The organism is Methanococcoides sp. (assembly GCF_030594565.1).
GTDB classification, from domain to species: domain Archaea; phylum Halobacteriota; class Methanosarcinia; order Methanosarcinales; family Methanosarcinaceae; genus Methanococcoides; species Methanococcoides seepicolus.
Genome location: NZ_JAUVEY010000005.1, coordinates 1 through 24,193 on the forward strand (window position 1 = coordinate 1; position 24,193 = coordinate 24,193).

The 24,193-nt window shown below is 44.0% G+C and carries 20 protein-coding genes, 1 other RNA gene and 1 pseudogene; 10 read left to right on the forward strand and 12 right to left on the reverse strand.

The features are described from left to right. Positions 1-332: 332 nt before the first annotated feature. An RNA gene (gene rnpB, locus QAS77_RS00930) (RNase P RNA component) lies at positions 333-686 on the forward strand. Positions 687-746: 60 nt separating this feature from the next. On the opposite strand, the gene QAS77_RS00935 is transcribed toward rnpB, so the two are convergent. From QAS77_RS00935 to QAS77_RS00960, 6 genes and pseudogenes are all read right to left on the reverse strand, one after another. Beyond that, the gene (locus QAS77_RS00935; RefSeq protein WP_250867222.1) at positions 747-1,364 is read right to left on the reverse strand and encodes a DUF116 domain-containing protein; all 618 of its coding nucleotides are present in this window, start codon (positions 1,362-1,364) and stop codon (positions 747-749) included. Further along, positions 1,357-1,992 carry a DUF116 domain-containing protein gene (locus QAS77_RS00940; RefSeq protein WP_305063831.1) on the reverse strand — a complete coding sequence of 212 codons (636 nt, stop codon included), beginning with the start codon at positions 1,990-1,992 and terminating at the stop codon, positions 1,357-1,359. The genes QAS77_RS00935 and QAS77_RS00940 overlap by 8 nt, the downstream gene beginning before the upstream one ends. Before the next feature lie 100 nt (positions 1,993-2,092). Beyond that, on the reverse strand, positions 2,093-3,343 hold the full coding sequence (locus QAS77_RS00945) for a (Fe-S)-binding protein (RefSeq protein ID WP_305063852.1): 1,251 nt from the start codon (positions 3,341-3,343) through the stop codon (positions 2,093-2,095). After that, positions 3,343-4,149 (reverse strand): disulfide reductase, encoded by an 807-nt coding sequence (locus tag QAS77_RS00950; protein WP_305063832.1) that lies wholly within the window; start codon positions 4,147-4,149, stop codon positions 3,343-3,345. The genes QAS77_RS00945 and QAS77_RS00950 overlap by 1 nt, the downstream gene beginning before the upstream one ends. Positions 4,150-4,499: 350 nt before the next feature. After that, positions 4,500-5,158, reverse strand: a pseudogene (locus tag QAS77_RS00955) (NAD(P)/FAD-dependent oxidoreductase). Between the two features lie 44 nt (positions 5,159-5,202). Beyond that, the gene (locus QAS77_RS00960) at positions 5,203-5,577 is read right to left on the reverse strand and encodes a ferritin-like domain-containing protein (RefSeq protein ID WP_250867224.1); all 375 of its coding nucleotides are present in this window, start codon (positions 5,575-5,577) and stop codon (positions 5,203-5,205) included. A 221-nt stretch (positions 5,578-5,798) separates the two neighbouring features. Here QAS77_RS00960 and QAS77_RS00965 point away from each other — a divergent pair, with 221 nt between their 5' ends. From QAS77_RS00965 to QAS77_RS00985, 5 genes are all read left to right on the forward strand, one after another. After that, positions 5,799-6,494: an RNA methyltransferase gene (locus QAS77_RS00965; protein WP_305063833.1), complete on the forward strand. Its 696-nt coding sequence runs from the start codon at positions 5,799-5,801 to the stop codon at positions 6,492-6,494. Positions 6,495-6,611: 117 nt separating this feature from the next. Beyond that, positions 6,612-8,702: a minichromosome maintenance protein MCM gene (locus tag QAS77_RS00970; RefSeq protein ID WP_250867226.1), complete on the forward strand. Its 2,091-nt coding sequence runs from the start codon at positions 6,612-6,614 to the stop codon at positions 8,700-8,702. Between the two features lie 12 nt (positions 8,703-8,714). After that, a complete protein-coding gene (locus QAS77_RS00975) occupies positions 8,715-9,005 on the forward strand; it encodes a DUF424 domain-containing protein (protein WP_250867227.1) in 291 nt (96 codons plus the stop codon). 43 nt (positions 9,006-9,048) lie between these two features. Then, positions 9,049-9,708 (forward strand): hypothetical protein, encoded by a 660-nt coding sequence (locus QAS77_RS00980; protein WP_305063834.1) that lies wholly within the window; start codon positions 9,049-9,051, stop codon positions 9,706-9,708. Further along, positions 9,705-10,628, forward strand: coding sequence for a coiled-coil protein (locus QAS77_RS00985; RefSeq protein WP_250867229.1), 924 nt, complete (start codon positions 9,705-9,707; stop codon positions 10,626-10,628). Before QAS77_RS00980 ends, QAS77_RS00985 begins: the two co-directional genes overlap by 4 nt. Before the next feature lie 211 nt (positions 10,629-10,839). On the opposite strand, the gene QAS77_RS00990 is transcribed toward QAS77_RS00985, so the two are convergent. The 5 genes from QAS77_RS00990 to QAS77_RS01010 form a co-directional block, all read right to left on the reverse strand. Beyond that, on the reverse strand, positions 10,840-11,394 hold the full coding sequence (locus QAS77_RS00990) for a hypothetical protein (protein WP_250867230.1): 555 nt from the start codon (positions 11,392-11,394) through the stop codon (positions 10,840-10,842). Positions 11,395-11,406: 12 nt separating this feature from the next. Beyond that, positions 11,407-12,372: a biotin--[acetyl-CoA-carboxylase] ligase gene (locus QAS77_RS00995; protein ID WP_305063835.1), complete on the reverse strand. Its 966-nt coding sequence runs from the start codon at positions 12,370-12,372 to the stop codon at positions 11,407-11,409. Positions 12,373-12,420: 48 nt separating this feature from the next. Continuing rightward, positions 12,421-13,917 (reverse strand): acetyl-CoA carboxylase biotin carboxylase subunit, encoded by a 1,497-nt coding sequence (locus QAS77_RS01000; RefSeq protein WP_305063837.1) that lies wholly within the window; start codon positions 13,915-13,917, stop codon positions 12,421-12,423. Positions 13,918-13,931: 14 nt separating this feature from the next. Continuing rightward, positions 13,932-15,647 carry a sodium-extruding oxaloacetate decarboxylase subunit alpha gene (gene oadA / locus QAS77_RS01005; protein WP_305063839.1) on the reverse strand — a complete coding sequence of 572 codons (1,716 nt, stop codon included), beginning with the start codon at positions 15,645-15,647 and terminating at the stop codon, positions 13,932-13,934. 254 nt (positions 15,648-15,901) lie between these two features. After that, a complete protein-coding gene (locus QAS77_RS01010) occupies positions 15,902-16,369 on the reverse strand; it encodes a hypothetical protein (protein ID WP_250867234.1) in 468 nt (155 codons plus the stop codon). Between the two features lie 143 nt (positions 16,370-16,512). Here QAS77_RS01010 and QAS77_RS01015 point away from each other — a divergent pair, with 143 nt between their 5' ends. Continuing rightward, the gene (locus QAS77_RS01015) at positions 16,513-19,950 is read left to right on the forward strand and encodes a DNA polymerase II large subunit (protein WP_305063841.1); all 3,438 of its coding nucleotides are present in this window, start codon (positions 16,513-16,515) and stop codon (positions 19,948-19,950) included. 143 nt (positions 19,951-20,093) lie between these two features. On the opposite strand, the gene mmp10 is transcribed toward QAS77_RS01015, so the two are convergent. Continuing rightward, positions 20,094-21,323, reverse strand: a complete 1,230-nt coding sequence (gene mmp10 / locus QAS77_RS01020) for a methyl coenzyme M reductase-arginine methyltransferase Mmp10 (RefSeq protein ID WP_305063842.1) — start codon at positions 21,321-21,323, stop codon at positions 20,094-20,096. Positions 21,324-21,743: 420 nt separating this feature from the next. Here mmp10 and mcrB point away from each other — a divergent pair, with 420 nt between their 5' ends. From mcrB to mcrC, 3 genes are read left to right on the forward strand one after another with little or no spacing between them, the layout of a single operon-like run. Next, the gene (gene mcrB, locus QAS77_RS01025; RefSeq protein ID WP_305063843.1) at positions 21,744-23,048 is read left to right on the forward strand and encodes a coenzyme-B sulfoethylthiotransferase subunit beta; all 1,305 of its coding nucleotides are present in this window, start codon (positions 21,744-21,746) and stop codon (positions 23,046-23,048) included. 35 nt (positions 23,049-23,083) lie between these two features. Further along, on the forward strand, positions 23,084-23,572 hold the full coding sequence (mcrD, locus tag QAS77_RS01030; RefSeq protein WP_305063844.1) for a methyl-coenzyme M reductase operon protein D: 489 nt from the start codon (positions 23,084-23,086) through the stop codon (positions 23,570-23,572). A gap of 5 nt (positions 23,573-23,577) precedes the next feature. Further along, on the forward strand, positions 23,578-24,180 hold the full coding sequence (mcrC, locus tag QAS77_RS01035) for a methyl-coenzyme M reductase I operon protein C (protein WP_305063845.1): 603 nt from the start codon (positions 23,578-23,580) through the stop codon (positions 24,178-24,180). The last annotated feature ends 13 nt before the right edge of the window (positions 24,181-24,193 follow it).

Genomic DNA, 24,193 nt, shown 5'->3' on the forward strand with positions numbered 1-24,193 from the left:
TCTACAGTTACGTTATTACCGTCAATGATCACACCGACATCCACATCCCCGCATGAAAGCGTGTCCTTTGGATTTGTCACATTATATATTTCACTTGCACTTGCCACACTGACCATCGATATCAGGATGACAAGAAGCCCAGTAATTAATAGAGATTTTTTGATCATTTCTACCACCCACATCATTTGTGCTTCTTTAATATATAATAAGTAATTTCTTAATAATAGTAGATAAACATATCGTAAATAATAAAACAGTTATAATAATTTTTATAATGAGGAGTTATTGTGGATATCGCTAACTATATATACAACCCATCCCGTGATGAAAACGAGAGAGGAAGGACGATCGCCGGGTCTTTGACCTGAGGAAAGTCTCCCCATCATCCAGATACACGAACACCTGTGAAGGGTGTCGGGTGAGAACCCGGGCTCTGGCACAGAAACGATACCACACCATACCAATGCTATGATACCGAAAGGTTGAGGTCGTATGGAACGTGGATGGAACGGCGAAACCTCGTGGATGCAAGTTGGAGTAGGGATCAAGCAGGTTTCTGGACTGCCCCGAATTTATTAACGCGTAGCCGAATATCGTCAATGCAAGTGTCCGCAAGGACCATTCCCGAGTCAGCCCTGCTGACGGGAAACATTGCATCAACAGAAGGGAGCTTACTCTCCTCACTCACAACCAACTTATTTTTGATCATGGAACAAAAGAACACCGATGATTCGATTGAAATTGGATCATGCAAACATTTCCAGAGTATCAGTGACCAGCTGATCATCTACCATTGTGTTGTAACATCCGTCATTGAGCATAGGAATACCATACGTCACAACACTGGTCCCTGCAAGGGATCTCATACCCTTGTTGATCTCATAATCACATGCAATTACCAGAACTCCGTCTGCATAATGATCAGTTAAGATGTTTTTAACAAAAGAAGAACCCGTTACAATATAGAGATCATAGCCATATTCATTTGCATCTTCTTTCAGTTTATCCATAACACACTTACCACAGGACTTGCACTGTATCCCATATTTCGTTGCGTATGCAGGACAATCAAGTGAACGCATGCAATGTGGGACGAACATCAGCCGCTTTTTCGTCTTTGAAAAATCTGACATGTGTGCGGAATTTTTCAAAGAGACCATCCACTTGTCAAGTTTTCGCGGGTCAGAAAACTTACAAAAGAAATATTTAAGCGGAAGGAAGAAGAAATCCAATACATTCGCAAAAAGGCCGGATAACCAGACATTTCGAGTAAGGCTTACACGACTAGCATAAAGAGATAATGCTGAAACAAACACAGACAACACTAAAAGAACCAATAACAATTTGCCTATAAAATTATACATTGCAGAGCTCCATTTTTTCGATCACTTCGAGAACATCCACTTTTGTATTGAAGCAACCATCTTTCAAAAGGCAAACACCCTGAACAGGCATGAACGATATTTCTTCCATGGATTCAGAAAGCTCATTGTAACAGGCTACCCCTATACAGGAACCAGGCTTGTGTGCTTTCATAATCTTCTTTACAAAACTGCCACCAGGAATAACATAAACTGTGAAACCATGTTCATCGGCAGCTTTACAGATTATACCAATATCGCATAGACCACACTTTTTACACTCATAGCCAAGTATAGGATCACATCGGGCCCTGCAATTGGCATGACGCATACACTGGGGCAAAAATACAGCCCTTGGGCCTTTTGCATTGATAAAATCATCAAGCATTACAGCATTTCTAATCTCAATGAGGATCTCATCCACAAGGGTATCCCTTATCGAGAAGACACCACACATCCATTTAGCAGGTGAGTAGAACAGATAAAGCATGAAAAGAACAAAATTAGGAAAAATGACCTTTTTATTCTTAAAACTGTAAAATCCAACAAGCAATGCCACAACAATCCCCAGTAGAGCAAAGAGAAGCATATATACGAATAGCTTACCCAGAAGTTCATAGGGAATTTCCATGAGCCAGAGAGAGTAGGTAGCAATATTTAAAAGTAACTGTAAAAGAGAACTGAGTAAAAATAAAGAAGGACATAAAAAAAATTAACGAAAGGTAGAGAGATCAGCTCTCTACACAATCATCAAGTGAAATTCCAAGTGCTTCAGCCGTCAGAACAATAACGTCCTCAACAACAAGCTCATCTGCACCAAGGGAGTCCCTTCCATCAGAAAGGTTCCTCTTACAGAACGGGCATGCACTTGAAAGGATATCCGGATTCTTTGCAAGAGCATCCTGAACACGAGTTTCAGCAACACCGAGAGCAAGATCAGGAACACCAGCTTTTACACCACCGCCAGCTCCACAACAGCGTTGGTTTTCCTTGATACGGTCCATCTCTTTAAGGTTCAGACCGGGAATCGCGTTAAGCACGAACCTTGGTGGCTCATATACACCAACGTGACGTCCAAGGTGACATGGGTCGTGGTATGTTACTGTAAGGTTATCAAATGGCTTTTTCCATTCAAGCTTGCCTTCCTTGATAAGATCCTCAAGGAACTCTGTAATATGGACGATCTTGAATGGCATTTCCTCATTAAGCAACCTTGGCCAGTCTATAAGAGAGGTACGGTAGCAACCAGCACATGCATACAAAACGGTCTTTGCACCCTTTGCAACGATACCGTCAACATTCTTCCTTGCAGCTCTACGTGCAATATCCTCGATCTCGTGCTGACCGGTCCTGACAAGTGCGGAACAGCAGCACACCTCGTCCTCTCCGAGCATTGCGAACTCGATTCCCAGATGGTTGAGGACACGTGCAGTAGCGAACGCCAGCTTTTGCTGCCTCAGTTCTGCAGTACAACCACCAAAGTAAAGGATTTCTGCTTTGTCAGCGATCTTTACATCATCAGGGATCCATTTAAGTCTGTCCTTGTTGTCAGCCATGTACGGATTACTGTACTCGCCGATGAGCTTTACGAACATTCCCTGCTTGCCGTATGGACCATTACCACGTTTGACAAGATTTGCACGCATGGATTCCCACAACTCGATAGTGTTGATACCTACCTCACAAACTGTAGCACACATTCCACAGGTAGTGCACTTGTAAACATCATCCTTGAACTGCGCGATATCTTCCTCAGGAATTGCTTTTGGACCGAACAGTCTGGCACGCAGACCATAGGACTTGTTCATGAACTGACCCCACCTGAGGATCTTGTCCCTTGGTGCGAGTCCGGGATCTTTGTTAGAAGCATCGTAGGTTGGACACCATTTGACACATTCGCCACAGCGCACACAAGCATCAATCTCCATGAGCTGGACAGCTGTAAGGTTATTAGTGTTAATTGAAGGTTCGCCTTTCATGATTATTCGCCTCCCTTGTTAGCCATAAGGGTAAGTGGACCTGCTATCATATGCATATATTTGCTGAATGGGATATATGCGATGCAGAAGAACAATGAGATCACAACGTGGAACAGTGATGCAGGTGGTGCAAGGTCAGAATGCATCCCCAGACCCCAGAGGGTACCGTTCCTGATACCATCAGCAACAAACCCTGTAACTACAATGATAGTAAGTCCGACAAGAAGGACTGAATCGAAAGCAATGGTACTCTCACGAGCCTTTGCAACAAAGAGTCTCCTGAAGATAGCAATAATGATACCGATCAAAAGAATATAACTAAATACGTCATTAGGAACACTGAGCATTTCCCTGAAATCTGCAGGATCGAGAATGTGAATACCCACCATGTGAATAATTTCCACAGCGAACATCGCAACTGACATAATACATAGTGCGATCCAGCCTCCAAAGATAGCAAGGTGCATTACCCATCTACCAGGACTGCGTCTTAGAGCACGCCTCTGAAGAAGAGCATCAAAGATCAATGTTGAAAAGATATTCTGACCATGACCGTGCCCTTTTGCACTCATCTGATAAGCCAGGGTTTTAGGGAAGGTAAAGATGCTTCCATTGGAAGGTTTAAGACCATATCCTTCAGCGCCTAAGCCCCATTTTTTAAGATTTATGTACATACCGATCATGAAGATCGCTATAGCAATCGTGGCCATGATCATGACCGCTGCGAATGTGATCCTCATAGATTCGGTAAGCATTCCGAAACTGTTTGTGACATCCGCAGAAAGTCCACTATAATATTCCATACTCATAAATTATCCTCCTGATATTGCCAAGATGTGACACTATTATATCTTTCTAAAAATTATCGTGATATTAAATATGATTTGTGTATTGGTAGAACCAATTATATTTAAACATTTTCATAAACAGAACTTACAGCAAAAGTAAGAAAACGCATCAAAGCAATCACTTTAGTAAATATTTTGGAACAAGGTCCAATTTAAAATTGAATGTAGAAATAATGCCACATTCAGATCACATCCATAAATAATTTCAGAGAAAGTGGCCAGACCCAGGATGTAGGAAAACCTGAGATAGCATTCATCGAAAATTTATTCGAGCCATATTAAATTCGCCATTAATATGTAAGAAAAACATATCATAAAGGACCGATCTCACTCTTAAAAGCCTCTAGCCCAATGTCATCGATAAGTCTGCCCAGACGATATTTCTTAGCAGAGCTCATATAGAATTCAATGATCCGGTCAACCATTTCAAGAACTTCAGACTCATCCAGCCCTTCAGCGACCACATCACCAATACGTGGCCTTATTCCTGCATTGCCCCCTGCCAGCAAAGTAAATCCCCTCGGAGTACCCATTACGCCTATATCCCTCACCGCAGGTTCAGAACAGGAATTCATACAACCGCTCACCGCCATCTTGAACTTGGAAGGCAATTGCATACCATGATAGAGTTCATCAAGGACCAGTCCTAAAGACAGAGCATCCTGTTGTGCACGTTTACAATTATCGATCCCAGGACACACCTTTAACTTCGCACACACTTTCCGATCGATGCTGCAGGCTCCATACAAAGTTCAGACCATGCAGCATCAAGATCACTTTCCATTAATCCGATAATAGCTACACGCTGTGCAGAAGTGAATTTAAGGGTAGCATTATATTTTTTTGCAACATCCACAACACGCTGCAATCCATCAACGCTAATAATACCTGCCGGAGTCTGTGGGACAATGGCATAGGTATCCCTATCCCGCTGCAGAATAGCTTTTTTATCAAGTATGTCCGATGCCATCATCCCAATTCCGATATATGCACGTTATGTCACAAGTATGGAATTCATTTAATTTTCTTGAGAAGCCCTGCAAGACCTGATTTATGCCTCGCCTCATCAAGTGATGCCTTTGCAAAGAACAATGCGGCAGCTTCGTTACCTTCTTCATGAGCGATCTTTGCAGCCTCTGCCTTCTCACCCTCTGCCATTGTCTCACCTTCGAGCATCATTTCAATGTTCTCGACAGTTGTGTCCTTTACAAGACCCAGGAGCTCAGCAACCTCTGCTGCATGCCATGCTTCATCCATTGCGATCTGGCGGAAGTAAAGAGCAGCTTCAAAATGACCTTCGCGCTCTGCCTGCCTGGACATTGCAAAGTACCATCCAACTTCAGTAGTCTCACCTTTAAAAGTAGCTTTTAGAATATCTTGTAAACTCATTTAATGTACCTCCTAAATCAAATTTGCAATTATAAGATGATCAGGATTACTAATAATGTTTATGGAATACGGAACAGAACTGCAATTAAATGACAGTTTGTGCATAGAAATACCTTCCATCGGAATTTCATTCTTATTAAAAAATGACCTGTACCGATATTGGATAACCTTGGTACGTAGTTGCGCAAAATATACATGTATTGGAGATATTCAGAGATTGGATGACATTAGATCTGAAAATAATCCTTGTAGAGCCTTTATACCAGGGAAATGTAGGATCGGTCGCAAGAGCCATGAAGAACTTCGGGTTCTATGACCTGACACTCGTAAACCCCTGCGAACTGAAAATGGAAGCAAGAGCACTTGCCTCCCATGCATACGATGTCCTTGATGGAGCAAAGATAGTTGATACCATCGAAGAGGCCCTTGAAGGCAGTGATATAGTCATTGCAACCACCGGCATCACAGGACTGAAAATCGATGAACATATCCGTATGCCACCATACACCCCAAGGGAACTAAAGGAAAAGTTCAGCGGAACGAATGGAACTGTTGCAGTCCTTTTTGGAAGGGAAGACAACGGATTCACTAACGAGGAACTTAAACTCAGCGATGTGATAGTAAGCATACCGACATCCGAAACCTATCCGATAATGAACCTTTCACATGCTGTCACCATCATACTTTATGAAATGAGCCAGATAACAGCAGGTGAGAACAGTCTTGCAGAGGGATTCGACCTGAGATTGTTATATGAGCATATCGACGAGGTCCTTGATGACATCGAGTACCCTGCACACAAAAAAGAAAAGACTAACCTGATGTTTAAAAGAATATTCGGAAGGGCGCAGCTCATGCCAAGGGAAGTGCAGACATTAAGAGGATTTCTTGGAAAGGTCCAGAACCATATCAAATGAACAGGACCATGCAAGATAGCATTCTAAAAGTATTGACTCGAAATATTGATATGTACATAGTGTATTCTGGTATCTCCGATACCTGAGGTATCATTTCAATATAATAATGTGGATTACATGAGTGAAATAAAATGGGATGAAAAGTTCAGGGATTTTCTTAAGCGCTATTACTGGGATGAAATACTCCTGCTGGCAAATGAGTACCCTGATATCAGAAGTATCGTTGTTGATTTTCCCGACCTCGAGCAATTCGATGCAGACCTTGCATACGAGCTACTTGAACACCCGGACGATGTACTACCCTATGCTGAACAGGCATTAAGGGAGATAGACATACCTATCGAGAAGGACCTCGATGATGTTCATGTCCAGTTCATAAACGTCCCGAATAGCGTAGCTATCAGAGACCTTCGAAGCAAACATCTTCTAAAGTTCATATCCATCGAAGGCATGATACGCAAAGCTACCGAGGTCAGGCCAAAGATAACAAATGCGGCATTCATGTGCATGAGATGTGAGAACACCAGTTTTGAGCCACAGGGTGGCCCTAAGTTCGTAGAACCTACAGATTGTGAAAATGAATCCTGTGGCAAGAAAGGGCCATTCAAGCTTATTATAGACCAATCAACATTCTTAGATGCACAAAAACTCCAGGTACAGGAGTCACCTGAGAGCTTGAAAGGTGGTAGTCAGCCACAAAGTATCGATATCGATGCAGAGGACGACCTGGCAGGTCTTGTTAAACCTGGTGACCGTCTTGTCATCAATGGCGTACTTCGTTCACATCAGAGAACGTTAAGAGAAGGAAAATCGACATTTTACGACCTTGTTCTCCATGCCAATTCTATCGAATACGTAGACCAGGAATTTGATGAGCTCGACATAACACCGGAAGATGAAGAACGTATCGTTGAGATGGGCAAAGACCCTGAGATATATAAAATGATCAGAGGCTCCATCGCACCTTCCATCTACGGATATGAAGACATAAAGGAAGCACTCAGCATGCAGCTGTTCTCAGCAGTACCTAAGATGCTACCTGACGGTTCAAGGGTCAGAGGCGATATACACATATTGCTTGTTGGTGACCCTGGTATCGCAAAAAGTCAGTTGCTCAGATACATGGTGAAGATATCACCCCGTGGTGTTTTTGCTTCAGGTAAAAGTGCATCGTCCAGTGGTCTTACCGCTGCAGCTGTCAAGGATGACCTCGGAGATGGACGCTGGACACTGGAAGCCGGTGCGCTTGTCATGGCAGATATGGGTCTTGCCGCAATTGACGAGATGGACAAGATGAGCAAGGAAGATAAAAGTGCCCTGCACGAAGCCATGGAACAACAGACCATCAGTGTGGCAAAGGCAGGCATACTTGCGACATTGAAATCAAGATGTGCATTACTCGGTGCAGCCAATCCGAAATACGGAAGGTTCGATAAATACGAAGGCCTTGCAGAACAGATCAATATGCCTCCGGCCCTTATCTCAAGATTCGACCTTATTTTTATACTTCTTGATGTACCTGACCGAACCAAAGACAGCAATATCGCACACCACATACTGAAATCCCAGTATGCAGGTGAGCTCAACGAACAAAGGCAGAGGGTCCCACACTCAACAGTTACAAAGGAAGAAGTGGATTCTCATATGACGGTCATCATGCCCATCATTGAAAACGACTTGCTGAGAAAATACGTTGCGTACGCAAGGAGAAGGATCTTCCCTATAATGGAAGATGATGCCCGAGACCATATCATTAATTACTATCTTGACCTGCGCAAACAGGGAGAAGGCAAAGATTCACCGGTACCAGTCACTGCAAGACAACTGGAAGCCCTTGTAAGACTTGCTGAAGCAAGCGCACGCATACGTTTAAGCGATGTAGTAACTATTGATGATGCGAAAAGGACCACACGAATATCCATGGCATGTATGCGCCAGGTCGGAGTAGATCCCGACACCGGAGCTTTCGACGTGGACGTAATTGCATCCGGAACCAGCAAGAGTCAGCGTGACAAGATACATCATATCAAAGACATAATCAAACGTGTCGGCGACAGGCACGCAGGTGGAAAAGCACCCCTTGAAGAGGTATATGCAGAAGCTGAGACCGAAGAAATAAGTAGGGAAAGAGCTGAAGAGCTTATATCTAAGATGAAAAAGCAGGGAGACCTGTTAGCTCCCGATAGCAAGCACATAAAATTAGTATAATAAGACGAAGATATGTACCTGAAAATACACAGATCCACAAATCAGATCCTCGTTGCTGTTTGCGACAAAGAACTGGTCGGAAAGAAGCTGACCAAAGGTGAAATTGTGATAGATATCTCGGAAGGTTTCTACAAAGGAGAGATAGCATCCGAAGAGACCATCATACAAGCGATAAGGAACGCTCCGAGTGCAAACATATTTGGAACACGTTCAGTTCAATGCGCCATTGATTCTGGTGCCGTTGATCCGGAATGCGTCATATACATAGACGGCATACCACATGCCCAGATATACAGATTATGAATTTTATATTTAATGTTACATTTATCAAAATATTGGTGTAAATATGAGTGAAAGTAATATGAGTAATGAAACTTCCATTCTTGACAAAGATGAGCTTATCAAAAGCGTGATCGCAAAGCACAGGCGTCTTCTGGAAGAATACAACAGAGAGTTCAGCGAGCTCGATGGAAGATCAAAGGCACTGAAAGAACAGATAGAATCCTCAAAGCAGGAAAAGGAAGATACCCTGACCCGCATTGAGGTTCTGAAAGAGAAACGTCAACAGCTCTACCATCAGGCAGAGAACGTTCTTGGGAACATGTTCACTGACATCGATGACAAACTGCTTGATAACAAGCTTATGCATGCTGCAAATGACGGATTTACCAAGGTCAGGCGCCTCATCAATATCAATGAAGAAAAGCAGGTAGTTGATGAACTATTGACCAAGCTGGATGGCATGAGCACACATGAAACCGTCCAGAGCTCCGTTCAACAGATAAAAGCAAAGGTCAATGGTGCTATCGAAGCCAGCAATGAGCTTGCAGGGACCATTGGCATTAAAGCCCTTGACGAAAACTTCCATAAAGCAACTGAGGAACTTAAGACGATCTCACCACGCCACGGATGGCTTGAGAACAGAATAAAGAGCCATAATGAAGCCCTTGAGCACTGGGGAAAGAATCCTGCCACTGAAGAGAACACGCCGGAGGCTGACGCATGACCACAACAGATGTATCAACCATGAGTGAAAAGGACCTGAAGAACACAATTAACGATTACAGGACGAAGATCACACAGAACGAACGTACCCTGAAAGGTGTTTTTAGAGATCTGAAGCTGCATCGCACAAATATCGATGAGCTGAAAGAGAAAAGGGACAAGCTTAACGCGCAAGTAAAGGAACTTGCAACAAAGGCACGCGAAGAGAAGAAACTTCGTGATATCGCTAATGAGAAGATCTCAGAAATAAAGGGCACAAGAGATGAGATCCGCAGTGAAAAGGACAAGGTCACCGGCAGTATCACCGAGCTTAAAACAAAGCGTGATGAATACAACAAGCAGTCCCGTGGAAGTGTTGAATCTCTGTCAAAGGCATATGCTGCTGAACTTGATAAGTTCTTAAATGCAGACATTCCCCTCAAACATGAGATTGATATTTTCGAGAAACTTTCCGACCTTGGAGAGAGGATCGGTGCTGCAAGTCAGGCTGATGAGCTACATAGCAAGATCGTGGAAACATACAGATCATCAGAGTCGATCTACAAAGCCGATGGGACTGTTGGAAAGGATGTAAAGGGACTTGCAGAAGAGTCACAGAAACACCATCTTTCAATGCTTGCATCCTACAAGAAGATCGATGGACTTCGAAAAGAAGCAGATCTATATCATGCTCAGATCAAAGAGACCTATGATGTCGTCTCACCCATAAGGGAAAAGATCGATCCATTGAAAACAAAGATATCAGAGCTCAGAGATGAACTCAGCATATATCTTGACAAGCTCAATGAGATCCAACTTGAACATGATGAGAAGAAACTGGATGAGAAACACATTGTTGCAAAAGAGAAGTTTGAAAAGACAGGAAGAATGAGTCTTGAAGACCTTAGATTATTGATGGAGAAGGGAGATCTTAAGCTTTAAGCTTATTATCTCATTTTTTATTTTTTATTTTACGTTGTTATTTGATCATTGATCATTTTTACGTTCATCATCATTACAAGGACCTATTTTCAGCATACATCCAGTTAGACCCTAGTCAGATCGATAGAGAGAACTATAGACATAGTCAATCCGTCATGACCATTTCCGACATTATCAAAATACTTGTTAAATGATGCTTGTTAAATTCCAATTAATATTTCCAGGAGAAACGTTTGAAAATTACAAAGCAAGCCATACTCAAAACAGCCATAACAAAACTGAATCCTGGAACGTTCTCTGCCGTACTATTATTTTCAACGGGAATATTCGGAACGTTCGGGGAACTGCCCGGATCCTCAGACACAGGCGCAGGTAATGAAGGATCAAGATACTGATATACCGGAATAAATGTGATCAATTCACCGTCAGGCCCATAGTAAATGGCATCCAGAGTAATGTTAAATATCTCTTTAGAATTATGTGAGTAGATAAAAACAGAACCTTCGCTCAGGATCTCATCTTTGAGAGCAACACCATCAAGTGAAAGTTCCACCCAAACATTGCCATCATCACTCACATCCTTGACCACAAAGAGATATCCCTGACTGAACTGCCATTCACCCTTGGTTTCAATGAAAATACCCTTGCCATCAATAAGTCGGATGCGGACATCATCATTTGCAGCCGATACAGGGAAGACACAAATGAAAAATATTAAAAATAGTAATAGGATAGAAAGTAAAGGTCTTAACTCTCTTTTATCCACGCGCCACACCCATTATCTATGAATGCAACTTCCGGCAACGATCTCTTCCAGACCTTCTGCAGTCTCCACAAGAAGAGTACCATTTTCAGTGATACCTACTGCTTTTCCGCTTATCATCCTTTGCGGCGTCACCACATCCACATCCCGGCCTATAGTTGAAGACAGGGATCTCCACTCCTCAAGAATTGAATCGAAACCTAATGTCTTAGATCGGACATACTCATCTTCAAGTGCCCTCAACAATGCCTGAACAAAAGCGATCCTATCCAGCTCTTCGCCTTTTATCTCACTAAGACTTGTTGAACTCGACCGGATATCTTCCGAAAGGTCTTCTATGGACACATTGACATTGATACCCATACCAATGACAACAAAATTGATCTGATCGGTTTCCGCATCCATTTCTGTCAGAATTCCACAGACCTTCTTATCCCCGACCAAAACATCATTTGGCCATTTAAGAGATGCCTCAATACCAAATTCACGAATTGCCCTTGCAACGGCAACCCCGGCCATGAGAGTAAAACGTGGTGCATATGCTGGAACCACATTCGGTTTAAGGATAACGGACATCCAGACACCGCCTCTTGGAGATACCCAATGTCCACCTTTGCGACCACGACCGCTGTCCTGTATTTCAGCAATTACAACAGAACCTTCATCTGACAGTGGTCCCATCTTCTTTGCGATATCATTGGTTGAATCAACCTCATCGAAATATCGAATATCAACCCCAATGATACTCGTGTCAAGACCATCCATTATCTCCGACGGATAAAGTTTGTCGGGCGCTGAGACCAGAACATGACCGGAACCAGGCGAGGATTTGATGACATAACCTTCCTCACCAAGTACTTTAATATATTTCCAGACCATCGTTCTGGAAATACCAAGTCTTTGCCCAAGTTCTTCACCGGAAATTGGATCAGTTCCTGCATTTTTCAAAGCTCTGATTATATCCATTTTCTTGTCAGTCAAGTAATACCCCCAAATTCAAATGATAATAGAACAATATATCAACAGACCTTATTTAGTCTGTTGACAGTTTGACTGCTGTTTTGCAGCATTTACATAAGCACTGACTGCCGCGGTAGCAGCTGCTGTCTTACGTGAATTATTGACAAGTACAGATGCAAGAGTGGAACCTTTTCCCTTTTCATGCTCCACGACTTCCTTTACTGCCTCAAGGATATTATTGTCTTCGATGAAATGAGTGGTCAGGTCCCCACGTACGAACGCCTCATTGGAAAGGACAGCCTCATGAAATGGAATATTGGTAGTTACACCAACAATGACAAACTCATAAAGTGCTCTCTTCATCCTGCTAATAGCCTCTTCGCGAGTTTCACCCCAGGTACAAAGCTTTGCAACCATCGAATCATAGAAAGGAGGTATGACATAGCCCATATAAACACCACTGTCTATACGTACACCCGGACCACCTGGTGAGCGGTACCTGGTGATCTTACCCGGAGAAGGTGCAAAATCATTGAGAGGGTCTTCAGCATTGATACGGCACTCGAATGCATGACCTGTTATCTTAATATCTTCCTGCTTGAAAGGAAGTTCTTTTCCACATGCAATAAGCAACTGCTGTTTCGCAAGATCGATACCTGTAACAAGCTCTGTGATACAATGTTCCACCTGAAGACGTGTATTGACCTCGAGGAAATAGAAATCACCCTTGGAATATAGGAACTCGACAGTACCTGCATTCTCATAACCGATGGACTTTGCCGCTTTGACAGCAGCCTCACCCATTTTCTTACGCAGCTCCGGGCTCAGCACCGGAGATGGAGCTTCTTCCATGAGCTTCTGATGCCTACGCTGAATAGAGCATTCCCTGTCCGACACATAAACGGTGTTACCATGACTATCTGCAAGTATCTGGAACTCGATGTGACGAGGTTCTTCCACATACTTCTCAATGAACACAGTAGGATCACCAAAAGCAGATTGTGCTACCGATTGGATAGACACCAGAGAAGACTTGAAATCGTCCTTTGAATAGACGACCTTCATACCAATACCACCGCCACCTGCAGATGCTTTTATCATCACAGGATAACCAATGGAATCAGCCATCTCGAGGGCTTCATCCACATCTTCAATAGCCTTGTCATATCCCGGGACCACCGGAACACCGGCTTCGATCATAAGTTTTCTTGCAGCGATCTTGCTGCCCATCTTCTCAATGACCTCACTGGAAGGACCAATGAACACGATCCCAGCAGCCTTACACTTCTTTGCGAAAACCGGGTTCTCTGAAAGGAATCCATACCCAGGATGGATCCCTTCCGCACCAGACTCTTTTGCCACTTCGATTATCTTGTCCATGTTCAGATAACTCTGGCTTGAAGGTGAAGGACCGATATGATATGCTTCATCTGCATATTTTGGAAAAAGGGCATTCTTGTCAGCATCCGAATATACAGCAACTGTGGAAACATCAAGTTCCCTGCATGCACGCATTATACGGATAGCGATCTCACCCCTGTTTGCTATAAGGACTTTCTTGAACATGATAAGAACTCCTGTTAGTTAATAGCCATTAGTACTTCGCCCGTACCGACCAGATCCCCTTCGGAAACGAAGATCTCCTTTACCACACCGTTATGGGAAGCATGGATGGCATTCTCCATCTTCATGGCTTCGATCACACAGACCTTGTCCCCTTCTTCAACAGTATCCCCGACACTTACGTTCATGGAAAGGACCATTCCCTGCATGTGACTTGTAACCGCACCCTCACATTCAACAGCCTTTGAAGACTTCTCGGCAACAGTGACAGAACCTCCGGCAGGCTCTACTTTGACCTCGAACACCTCGCCCTCGATCTCAACCCTATAATCCGTTGGTATGGCCACATTCACCGGTGCAACACCAGTCGCTGCCCTTACCGGAACAAGCTCCTCCTCCTCAGCCTCACCAAGCAGGAACTTAGGTGCGATCGCAGGATACAGGATATATGTAAGGACATCCTCCTCTTTCTTCACAAGACCCTTCTCTTCAGCCTCTTTTTTAAGGGACTCATACTCAGGTTTGAGAAGGTCTGCAGGACGACATGTGATGGGCACTTCATCGCCAATTATCTTCGCGATCATTTCGGAACTGATAGGTGCAGGTGACCTGCCATAGAAACCACGTACATAATCCTTGACCTCATTTGGAACAACCTTGTAACGCTCATCCATAAGCACATTCAATACAGCCTGCGTGCCTACTATCTGGCTGGTCGGGGTGACAAGCGGAGGATAACCAAGCTCCTCACGTACTTTTGGCATCTCCTCCAGAACCGCCTCATATTTATCAAGGGCATTCTGCTCCTTAAGCTGTGAAACAAGATTGGAAAGCATACCACCAGGTATCTGATACAACAATACGTTAGCATCGACCTGCTCAGAGATAGGGTCAAGGATACCCCGGAACTCTTCCTTAAGGTCCTTGAAATATTTTGTAACCTCTGTGAATAACCCAAGATCGAGCCCTGTGTCGTATTTTGTCCTCTGAAGAGCAGCAACAATAGATTCTGTCGGTGGCTGGGAAGTTCCTCCTGCCAGGGGAGAAAGCGCCGTATCGAGAATATCGACACCTGCCTTACATGCTGCCAGATAGCTCATTGATGCCATTCCTGATGTACAATGGCAATGGAGTGCCACAGGAAGTCCTACCTCTTTCTTGAGTGAAGTTATAAGCTCATATGCTTCGTGTGGCGCGAGAAGACCTGCCATGTCCTTGATACAGATAGAATCACAATCAAGCTCAGCAAGCTCATTTGCAAACTCGACATATTTCTCCACTGTATGTACCGGACTTATTGTATAACTGATAGTACCCTGTACATGAGCACCGACATTCTTTGCAACGGAGATAGCTTTCTCCATGTTGCGTATATCATTAACAGCATCGAATATCCTGAAGATATCAATACCGTTCTCATGAGCTTTGGTAACGAATTTTTCCACAACATCATCAGAATAGTGACGATAGCCTACAAGGTTCTGGCCTCTAAGAAGCATCTGTGCAGGAGTGTTCTCCATACGACTCTTAAGCTCCCGGAGCCGCTCCCACGGATCTTCGTTCAGATAACGGATACATGTATCGAATGTTGCACCACCCCACATTTCAAGGGAATAGTAGCCAACCTCATCCAGTTTGTCGATGATAGGCAGCATGTTACGGGTTCGCATACGTGTTGCGAGAAGGGATTGGTGAGCATCCCTCAGAATAGTTTCCGTTATTTTTACTGTCATTATTTGTACCTCATAATTATCAATTCAGACCCAGCTTTGGATCAATACGTTTTTCATAAGCCGAAATTGAACTTAATTGAACATATACTTTTATGTAGTTTCTGGTAAGCATTTATAAACAAAACGTAATAAATACTATTATTATAATAATATAATATGAGAGTTAACTATGACCATCAACATCCCATAACCCTTAAAAAAGAGAAAAATGTAAAAAAAGGAGAAGAATTAAAATATATATTTTAATGCGATATTCATACAATTCCAACAGAACCTAAAAGTTTCAAGAAAGCTCCACCTACAGAGATAATGATCTTATCCATGGTGCTTGCTGCCTCTATCTTGATCTCTTCATTATCATATGCATCATTGAAATCCGCAACAGCATCCTCGGAATCCAGTAGCTCCCTCACCACATCTTCACTGGAAGTTATAATAAGGGCTGGTTCAAAACCAGGATTGGAAGCATTTACTTCTTCAAAAGTCGTAACCTCCAGATCTACATTAGTTACTGCTTTTATAGCAAGTATGCTTGCATCGTTCATATCGATGAGCAAAAGCATTTCTTCATTTCCTATAACATATTTAACACTTGAAGGAACATGATCGACGTTCTCATTAAAATCGTTCACAACAAGGTCCAGATCATCAAAAAGATCTGCAGATGCAGGAATTGAAAGCATTGAAATAATCAACAGAATTGTTAGTATACCCCATTTCATTTTATACACCTCATTAAACTAAATGTTACTAATTAATCATATAGTTAACAAATATAAAAACATGCGGTTTAATTTCAATGGACATCAACATCTTTTTAATTTCACACCCTATAATCACTGACAAGAAGGGAGAACAACCCAATATGGCAGAAATAGTTGCAAGCGATGAAATGCATGAGTACTTCAACACCCTTGAAGGCACACTAAAGGAAGAGATAGACATTGTAAATGATGCCCGATCCAGAGGCAAAGATCCAAAACCACATGTAGAGATACCTCTTGCAAAAGACCTTGCCGACCGTGTGGAAAACCTCATCGGGGTCAAAGGGGTTGCCGAACTTATACGCAAGCTTGAAGAAACGATGTCAAGGGAAGAAGCTGCACTGGCACTTGGAAGAGAGGTCGCCCAGGGAAAGGTAGGAGAGTTCGACTCGAAATCAGAAGCCATCGAAGCTGCCATACGCGTATCTGTTGCAATGCTTACAGAAGGGGTTGTAGCAGCTCCCATAGAAGGGATCGACCGTGCAAGTATAGGAAAGAACGATGATGGTTCTGAATATGTGAGCATATTCTATGCAGGCCCGATACGCAGTGCCGGAGGTACAGCACAGGCATTATCCGTCCTTGTTGGAGATTATGTGCGCAGAGGCGTTGGTATCGACAGGTACAAACCTCGTAAAGAAGAAGTTGAGCGTTACATCGAAGAGATCATGCTCTACAAACGGGTTGCAAGTCTCCAGTACACCCCTTCTGAGGAAGAGATACGCCTTATTGTAGAGAACTGTCCAATCTGTATTGATGGAGAACCCACCGAAGCAGAAGAAGTAGAAGGACACCGCAACCTTGAGAGAATTAACACTAACCGAGTACGTGGCGGAATGGCATTGGTACTTGCCGAAGGTCTGGCACTGAAAGCCCCGAAGATACAAAAGCATGTGAAAAATCTGAAGATCGATGGTTGGGAATGGCTCGAGCAACTAATCTCCGGTGTAAAAAGTTCATCCGAGAGTGGTGAAGATGAAGAGACGGATGGGAAACCGAAGATAAAACCAAAGGACAAGTATATGCGGGACCTCATTGCAGGAAGACCTGTTTTTTCCCATCCATCAAGACCAGGCGGGTTCAGACTTCGATATGGACGATCACGCAATACCTCATTCGCAGCTGCGGGCATAAGTCCTGCCGGAATGATAGTGATGGATGATTTCATTGCACCCGGAACACAGCTAAAGGTGGAACGCCCTGGAAAGGCCGCAGGCATGGCCCCGGTAGATTCCATTGAAGGACCCACTGTGCGCCTTAACAACGGCGATGTTATCAGAATAGACACCATCGAGGAGGCATACGCCCTTCGTTCCGAAGTAGAAGAAATAATTGATATCGGTGAGATACTAATCAACTACGGGGATTTCCTTGAGAATAACCATCCCCTTGCACCTTCCCCATATTGCTTTGAGTGGTGGATACAAGAATACAGGAAAGCCGCCCCAGATGCAGAAACCAATGAGGCGGAACTGAAAGAGCCGACACAAGAGGTTGCATTGGACCTGTGCAAGGAACTGAACATACCACTGCACCCGAAATTCACATACCTTTGGCATGACATTGACAATTCCCAGTACACAGCACTTGCAGACCTTATTTCGGAAGATGGTCTGCTTGAAGCGGACGGGTCATTTCTCAAGTTGCCACTACAAAGAACAATTGATACAGGAATGAAGAAGGTACTCGAAGACCTCCTTGTACAACACAAGGTAGAGGGTCCAACAATAATTATAGAAGAGCCACTTCCGCTTATCCATTCACTCGGGCTCGATGAGGAGCTATCGAAAGGATGGGATTCACTCGGACATGAAGAGCTGCTCGAGAACATCAATGAGATAGCCGGGTTTGTAGTCAGACCCCGCGCCCCAACCAGAATTGGTGCCAGAATGGGGCGACCGGAAAAATCAGACAAACGAAAAATGACACCGGCACCACATGCCCTTTTCCCCATTGCAGAGGCAGGCGGGATGACCAGAAAGCTCGAGAATGCAGCAAATTTCAAAGTCAACACGACTTCAAAGGCAGGCATGATCCCGGTAGAGATCGGAAATAGGATCTGCCCTGCATGTGGAGTGGAAGGTTTTGAGTTCAGATGTGACTGTGGAGAATACACGTTACCTAAATTGTTCTGCCCAAGATGTGGTATTTCGGTCAACAAGGAAAAATGTCCGAAATGCGATTCCAAGACCACCTGTACCAGCATGCGTAAGATCGATTTCAAAAGCATTTACCAGAAAGCCTTTGAGAATATAGGAGAAAGGGATAACCTCGATTCTTTCAAAGGTGTCAAGAAGATGATGTCAAAGCATATGACACCGGAGCCTCTTGAGAAAGGTATTCTCCGAGCCAAGCATGATCTGTTCACATTCAAAGATGGCACTGTACGATATGATATGTCGGACATGCCCCTTACCCACATACGACCATCAGAGATAGGTGTCAGTTGTGAAAGGATGATAGAACTTGGTTATTTGAAAGACATCTATGGCAAACCCCTAATCGATAGTGAGCAGGTACTTTGCCTCAAGGTACAGGACCTGGTGATCTCATATGATGCTGCCGACTATATTTTGAGGATCACACAGTATATTGATGATCTGCTCGTGAAATATTATAAGGTCGCCCCATACTACAATGCAAGCCACATAGACGATATTGTTGGCGTGCTTCTTATGGGCCTTGCACCCCATACCTCCGCAGGAGTTCTTGGAAGACTTCTCGGATTTACCACTGCTTCTGTGGGTTATGCACATCCGTTCTTCCATGCAGCAAAAAGGAGGAACTGTGACGGGGATGAGGACTGCGTCATGCTCCTTATGGATGGGCTCCTTAATTTTTCCCGTGATTACCTCCCCGACAAGAGGGGAGGACAGATGGATGCACCGCTTGTTCTGACCACCCGCCTCGATCCAAGCGAGGTCGATAAGGAAGCACACAATATAGATATGTGTGCATCCTACTCGCTGGAATTCTATGAAGCGACCCAAACAATCGCAAATCCAAAGGACTTTGAAGATACCATGGACCTTGTGAGTCGCAGATTGGGTACGACACTGCAATATGAGGACTTCATGTTCACCCACGACACATCCAATATTGCTGCCGGACCGCTCAAAAGTGCATACAAGACCCTTGGCACCATGGTGGAGAAAATGGACGCACAGCTTGAGCTTGCTAAGAAGATACGTGCTGTGGATGCGCCCGATGTTGCGGAAAGGGTATTGACATCACATTTCCTGCCGGATATGTTCGGTAACCTGAGGGCATTTTCAAGACAGGGGACCAGATGTGTCAAATGTGCTGCCAAGTTCCGCAGGCCACCCCTTACAGGAAGTTGTCCGAAATGTGGCGGGCGTGTGATATTGACCGTACACGAAGGAGCGGTTAAAAAATACCTGCAGGTTTCCATAAAAGTAGCGGAAGAGTATAATGTTTCCAGCTATACAAAACAACGTATCGAACTGATAGGTTATGATATGAAATCCCTTTTCGAAAATGATAAGTCAAAACAGATGGGACTTTCCGACTTCATGTGAGGTAGGAAGGTCTGAGATACTAAAAGATATGGAGCGATACATGCCGTCCAACATGTTGCAATATATTGTGAATTGCAATATATTGTAACTTTAATATGTTGCAAGATACCCATATCGGTAAGATATTACTGTAAAATTTTCATTTATACAGGCATACCGATCGCATTGATGTGTTCGACAAGTTCTTTGAAATTCTCAAATTCAATTTCAAGAACCTCTTTTTCAGTCATGCCGATCGACATCTCACCATCAACGGTCAAGGATTCAGGGCCACGCCTTACCATCCTATCGACACCATCGGCAGAAAGTACAGCCTTTGCTTCGGGATCATGAACAAAGGCACGCCCAGGGATCAGCACTGTTTCTGTGACTTCGGAAAGATCGAGACCATTGAGGTCATCAATGGTTATCAGACAGCCAATATCCTTGTTAAGTCCGATTACATTAACAGTGCCCCCGAGCTTGTCAAATATTTCGGACAGCCTGCCTGCAGCGACCTTACTTGTGAGGATCGTGGCCTTTTTTCGGACATCAGGAAGTTGTGCCAGCAGGTCATCATGCAGACGTATGGCGAAAGGAGAACCTATAAGAGGATCTTCCAGAGGTGTGCCCGTGATCCTTAGATCGTGCTTGGATGCGGCTTCGCGAACCATTTGGGTGAACTCATCCACAGTTTGGGTCTTGATGTTGTCCATTATTGGTGCGTTCTCAAGAATAAGGCCTTCTTCCCTTGAATTTGCAAATCGCATTAGAATAGCACCTGTCGCACCCATCTCTTCGAGGTCACTCAATGTATTTTCAAGTACGGCACCATCGTTGATGCCCGGTATTACTACGATAGCAGCATAAACCTCACAATTTGCACAGAACTCACGAAGCACGGCCAATGAGATCTCTGGTTCAGGGTCGTTCATGTACTTTCCACGGATCACAGGATCGGTGGCAAATACTGAGAATGAGACTTCAGTTACGCCGTTCTCGATAAAGAACGCGGCATCGTCTTCAGAGGTGAATCCTTTTCCACTTGTGTATCCAAGATGGATGGGTTTGCGGAACTGTGAGAGGAAGGTCACAAGTTCTTTGAGCTCAGGGTAACAACTGACATCGCCACCGCCACTTATTGTGATCTTCTCAAGGTCACCACTGCCAAAATGGATAGCTTGTGACACATCCCCCATGACATATTGGGCAGGTTTGAAACCGGAGTAGAGCTCTTTTACACCACGTGTACAATAATCACACCCCTTTGAAAAAGGGAAACAATGTTTACAACCAAACGCAGGTACATCTTTCACTTTTTTGAAATAGCAATAACTGCAAAACCCACGGCAATCCACACCGGGATTACCTCCAACATCCGCTACAATTTCCATATCGATCGGTGATACCTTAAGTTATGTGATACAAAACGTTTGTGGTGTAGAAACGGGTAAGTCATATTATGATTATTATCACATATTAAATTAAAATATGAAGTTCCGAAATACATACTCGTTATTACAAAAGTTTCAAAACGTATGTATTTTGTATGCGTATTTATAGCCAATTATTCAGACCCATTACAGTCCCCAACATAAATGTTCATGATTTATCATGATTGATGTGCACCCCCATAATCCAAATCCAAAAGCTTTAAACGTAAAAACAGCATTCCAATTTTGAATTGACTAGAAGGGACTACAATTGGAAATATAAAAAACACATTAATGGAAATCGGAAATAACTTCTGACCATTAGTTCAATTATGTGATTTCCAGGAAGAGTTCCCGTAATAAAATTAGGAGGAAATATACGTGTCTGACAAAATAGACATATATGACGACAGAGGTACACTGTTGGAAAGCGATGTAGATATAAACGACCTCGCCCCAACATCTAATGCAGCAATCGGAAAGATCATCAAAGACACAAAGAGAACTGTTGCTATCAATCTTGCAGGTATCGAGAAAGGTCTCGCAACCGGCAAGTATGGTGGTAAAGGACGTCAGATTCTCGGACGCGATCTTAAGTATGATATCGTAGGGAACGCAGATGCTATCGCAGAGTCTGTTGCAAACCTTGTAAAGGTAAGCGATGATGACGACACACTCGTAAAAGTGATCGGTGGCGGAAAACAGCTTCTTGTGCAGGTCCCAAGCGCAAGAACAGACGCTGGTGCTGACTTCGTTTCAGGAAGCACAGTAAGTGGCGCAGCTGTTGTAGAGACCATCATCAATACGTTCAACACCGACATGTTCGATGCACCACTCGTAAAGGGCGCTGTCTGGGGTAGCTACCCACAGACCATGGACATGAGCGGCGGTAACGTTGCATCAATTCTCAGCATACCACAGCAGAATGAAGGTCTCGGTTTCTCCCTTAGGAACATCATGACCAACCACGTCGCTGCTATCACAGGCAGAAAGGCAATGAACGCTGCTGCACTCTCCTCAATCTATGAGCAGGCAGGTATGTTCGAGATGGGTAACGCAGTAGGTTCATTCAAGAGACACCAGTTGCTCGGATTCGCATATCAGGGCCTTAACGCTAACAACCTTGTCCACGACATAGTCAAAGAGAACGGTAAGAGCGGTACAATTGGTACAGTTATCGATGCAGTTATCGAGAAAGCACTCGACCTCGGCGTCATCGAAGTTGACCACGTAGCACCATCCGGATACAACTTCTACAAAGCAAATGACGTTTCCATGTGGAACGCATGCACAGCAGCTGGTCAGCTCGCAGCTACACTCGTAAACTGTGGAGCAGGCAGAGCAGCACAGAACGTGTCATCAACCATCCTGTACTTCAACGATATAATAGAGAAGGAAACAGGTCTTCCTGGCTGTGACATGGGTAGAGCACAGGGTACTGGAGTCGGATTCTCTTTCTTCAGCCACTCAATCTACGGCGGTGGAGGTCCAGGTATCTTCAACGGTAACCACGTTGTAACAAGACACTCCAGAGGATTCGCAATTCCTTGTGTATCCGCTGCATGTTCAATTGACGCAGGTACTCAGATGATAACTATCGAAAAGACATCTGCACTTGTCGGAAATGTGTTCGGTTCAATCGAAGAATTCAGAGAGCCAATCAAGGCAGTTGCAGGGGCGCTCTAATACAAGTGTTCTAACAGATCTCAAAGGTAATACATATGGTCGATCCTACTACGAATTTAGAAGATCTCATTCAGATCGAGATATGTCCAGCACGGTTTCTGAGTCCGGAGACCGCACAGGAACTACTCAATGAACTGAGCAATATCGAAGGTATCACAAGGGCATTCGTACATGGCCCAAGGTTGCCAAAGACCGTGCCATACGGACCGGCAACCGGACACGATGTTGATCATAAGTTCAGTAAAAATATCCAGATCGGTGAAACGGAAATGGACCTTGCTGTAATTGTTGGCCGCATAAGGCTGGAGATCCTTAACGAAGAAGTCAGAGAGAACATCAGAGAAGTGTGCGAGCGAACACTACCGATGGGCTATGAGTTCCGGGAAGGACTTTTCATACAAAAGAGGCAAACCGTTTCAGACTATGCAAAACGCGGACCTGATGCTGACCCAACTACTTTAGGGCTAGCTGATCCGAAAGGAAAGGTCGGAAATCGTGTCTGTATGTTAAATCCAGCGGAGTGATCGATTTGTTCGACCGGGAAACACAAGTTGTAGATTGCAGGCACGGAATGGGCCTTGGTCGAGGAGGAGGACTCGCACAGCGCGGTACACTCTCTGAGACAGGACGCCCCGATGTCATCGCAGTTGCAATGAGCCCGGGAAGACGACATATCACAAAGCCGATATGTGAACTCACATACGGCATGCGCAGGGAGGAGATACAGGTCAGCGTACTGGTACTGAATTCTGGATCCGGCATTCCTGATACTCCTATGAGATCAGGTTCATTCGGGATAACACCTGAAGAGGTTGCCCAGATATCCAGACATAAACTGGCTGTCATCCATACCGGAAACATACGGGATCACGTGGTTAAGAAAGTAAGGAAAATTCTAAAGGAAGCAGATACCCCGGCAATAATCGTCTGTCAAGCAAATATTGATTTTGAGGATTTTGCAAGGGTAGGCATAAAGACCAAGATTGTAAAGCCAAAAAGTAGCGAGATCCAGACGAAAGGTAAAGTCATGGATATCGTAACAGGTGTCACAAGAGGTGAATCCTGTTCAAGGGATAAACTAAACGAACTTGTGAAGGCCGTTAAAACTACAATGAGATCGATCGATAATTAAGGAGTGTTATAAC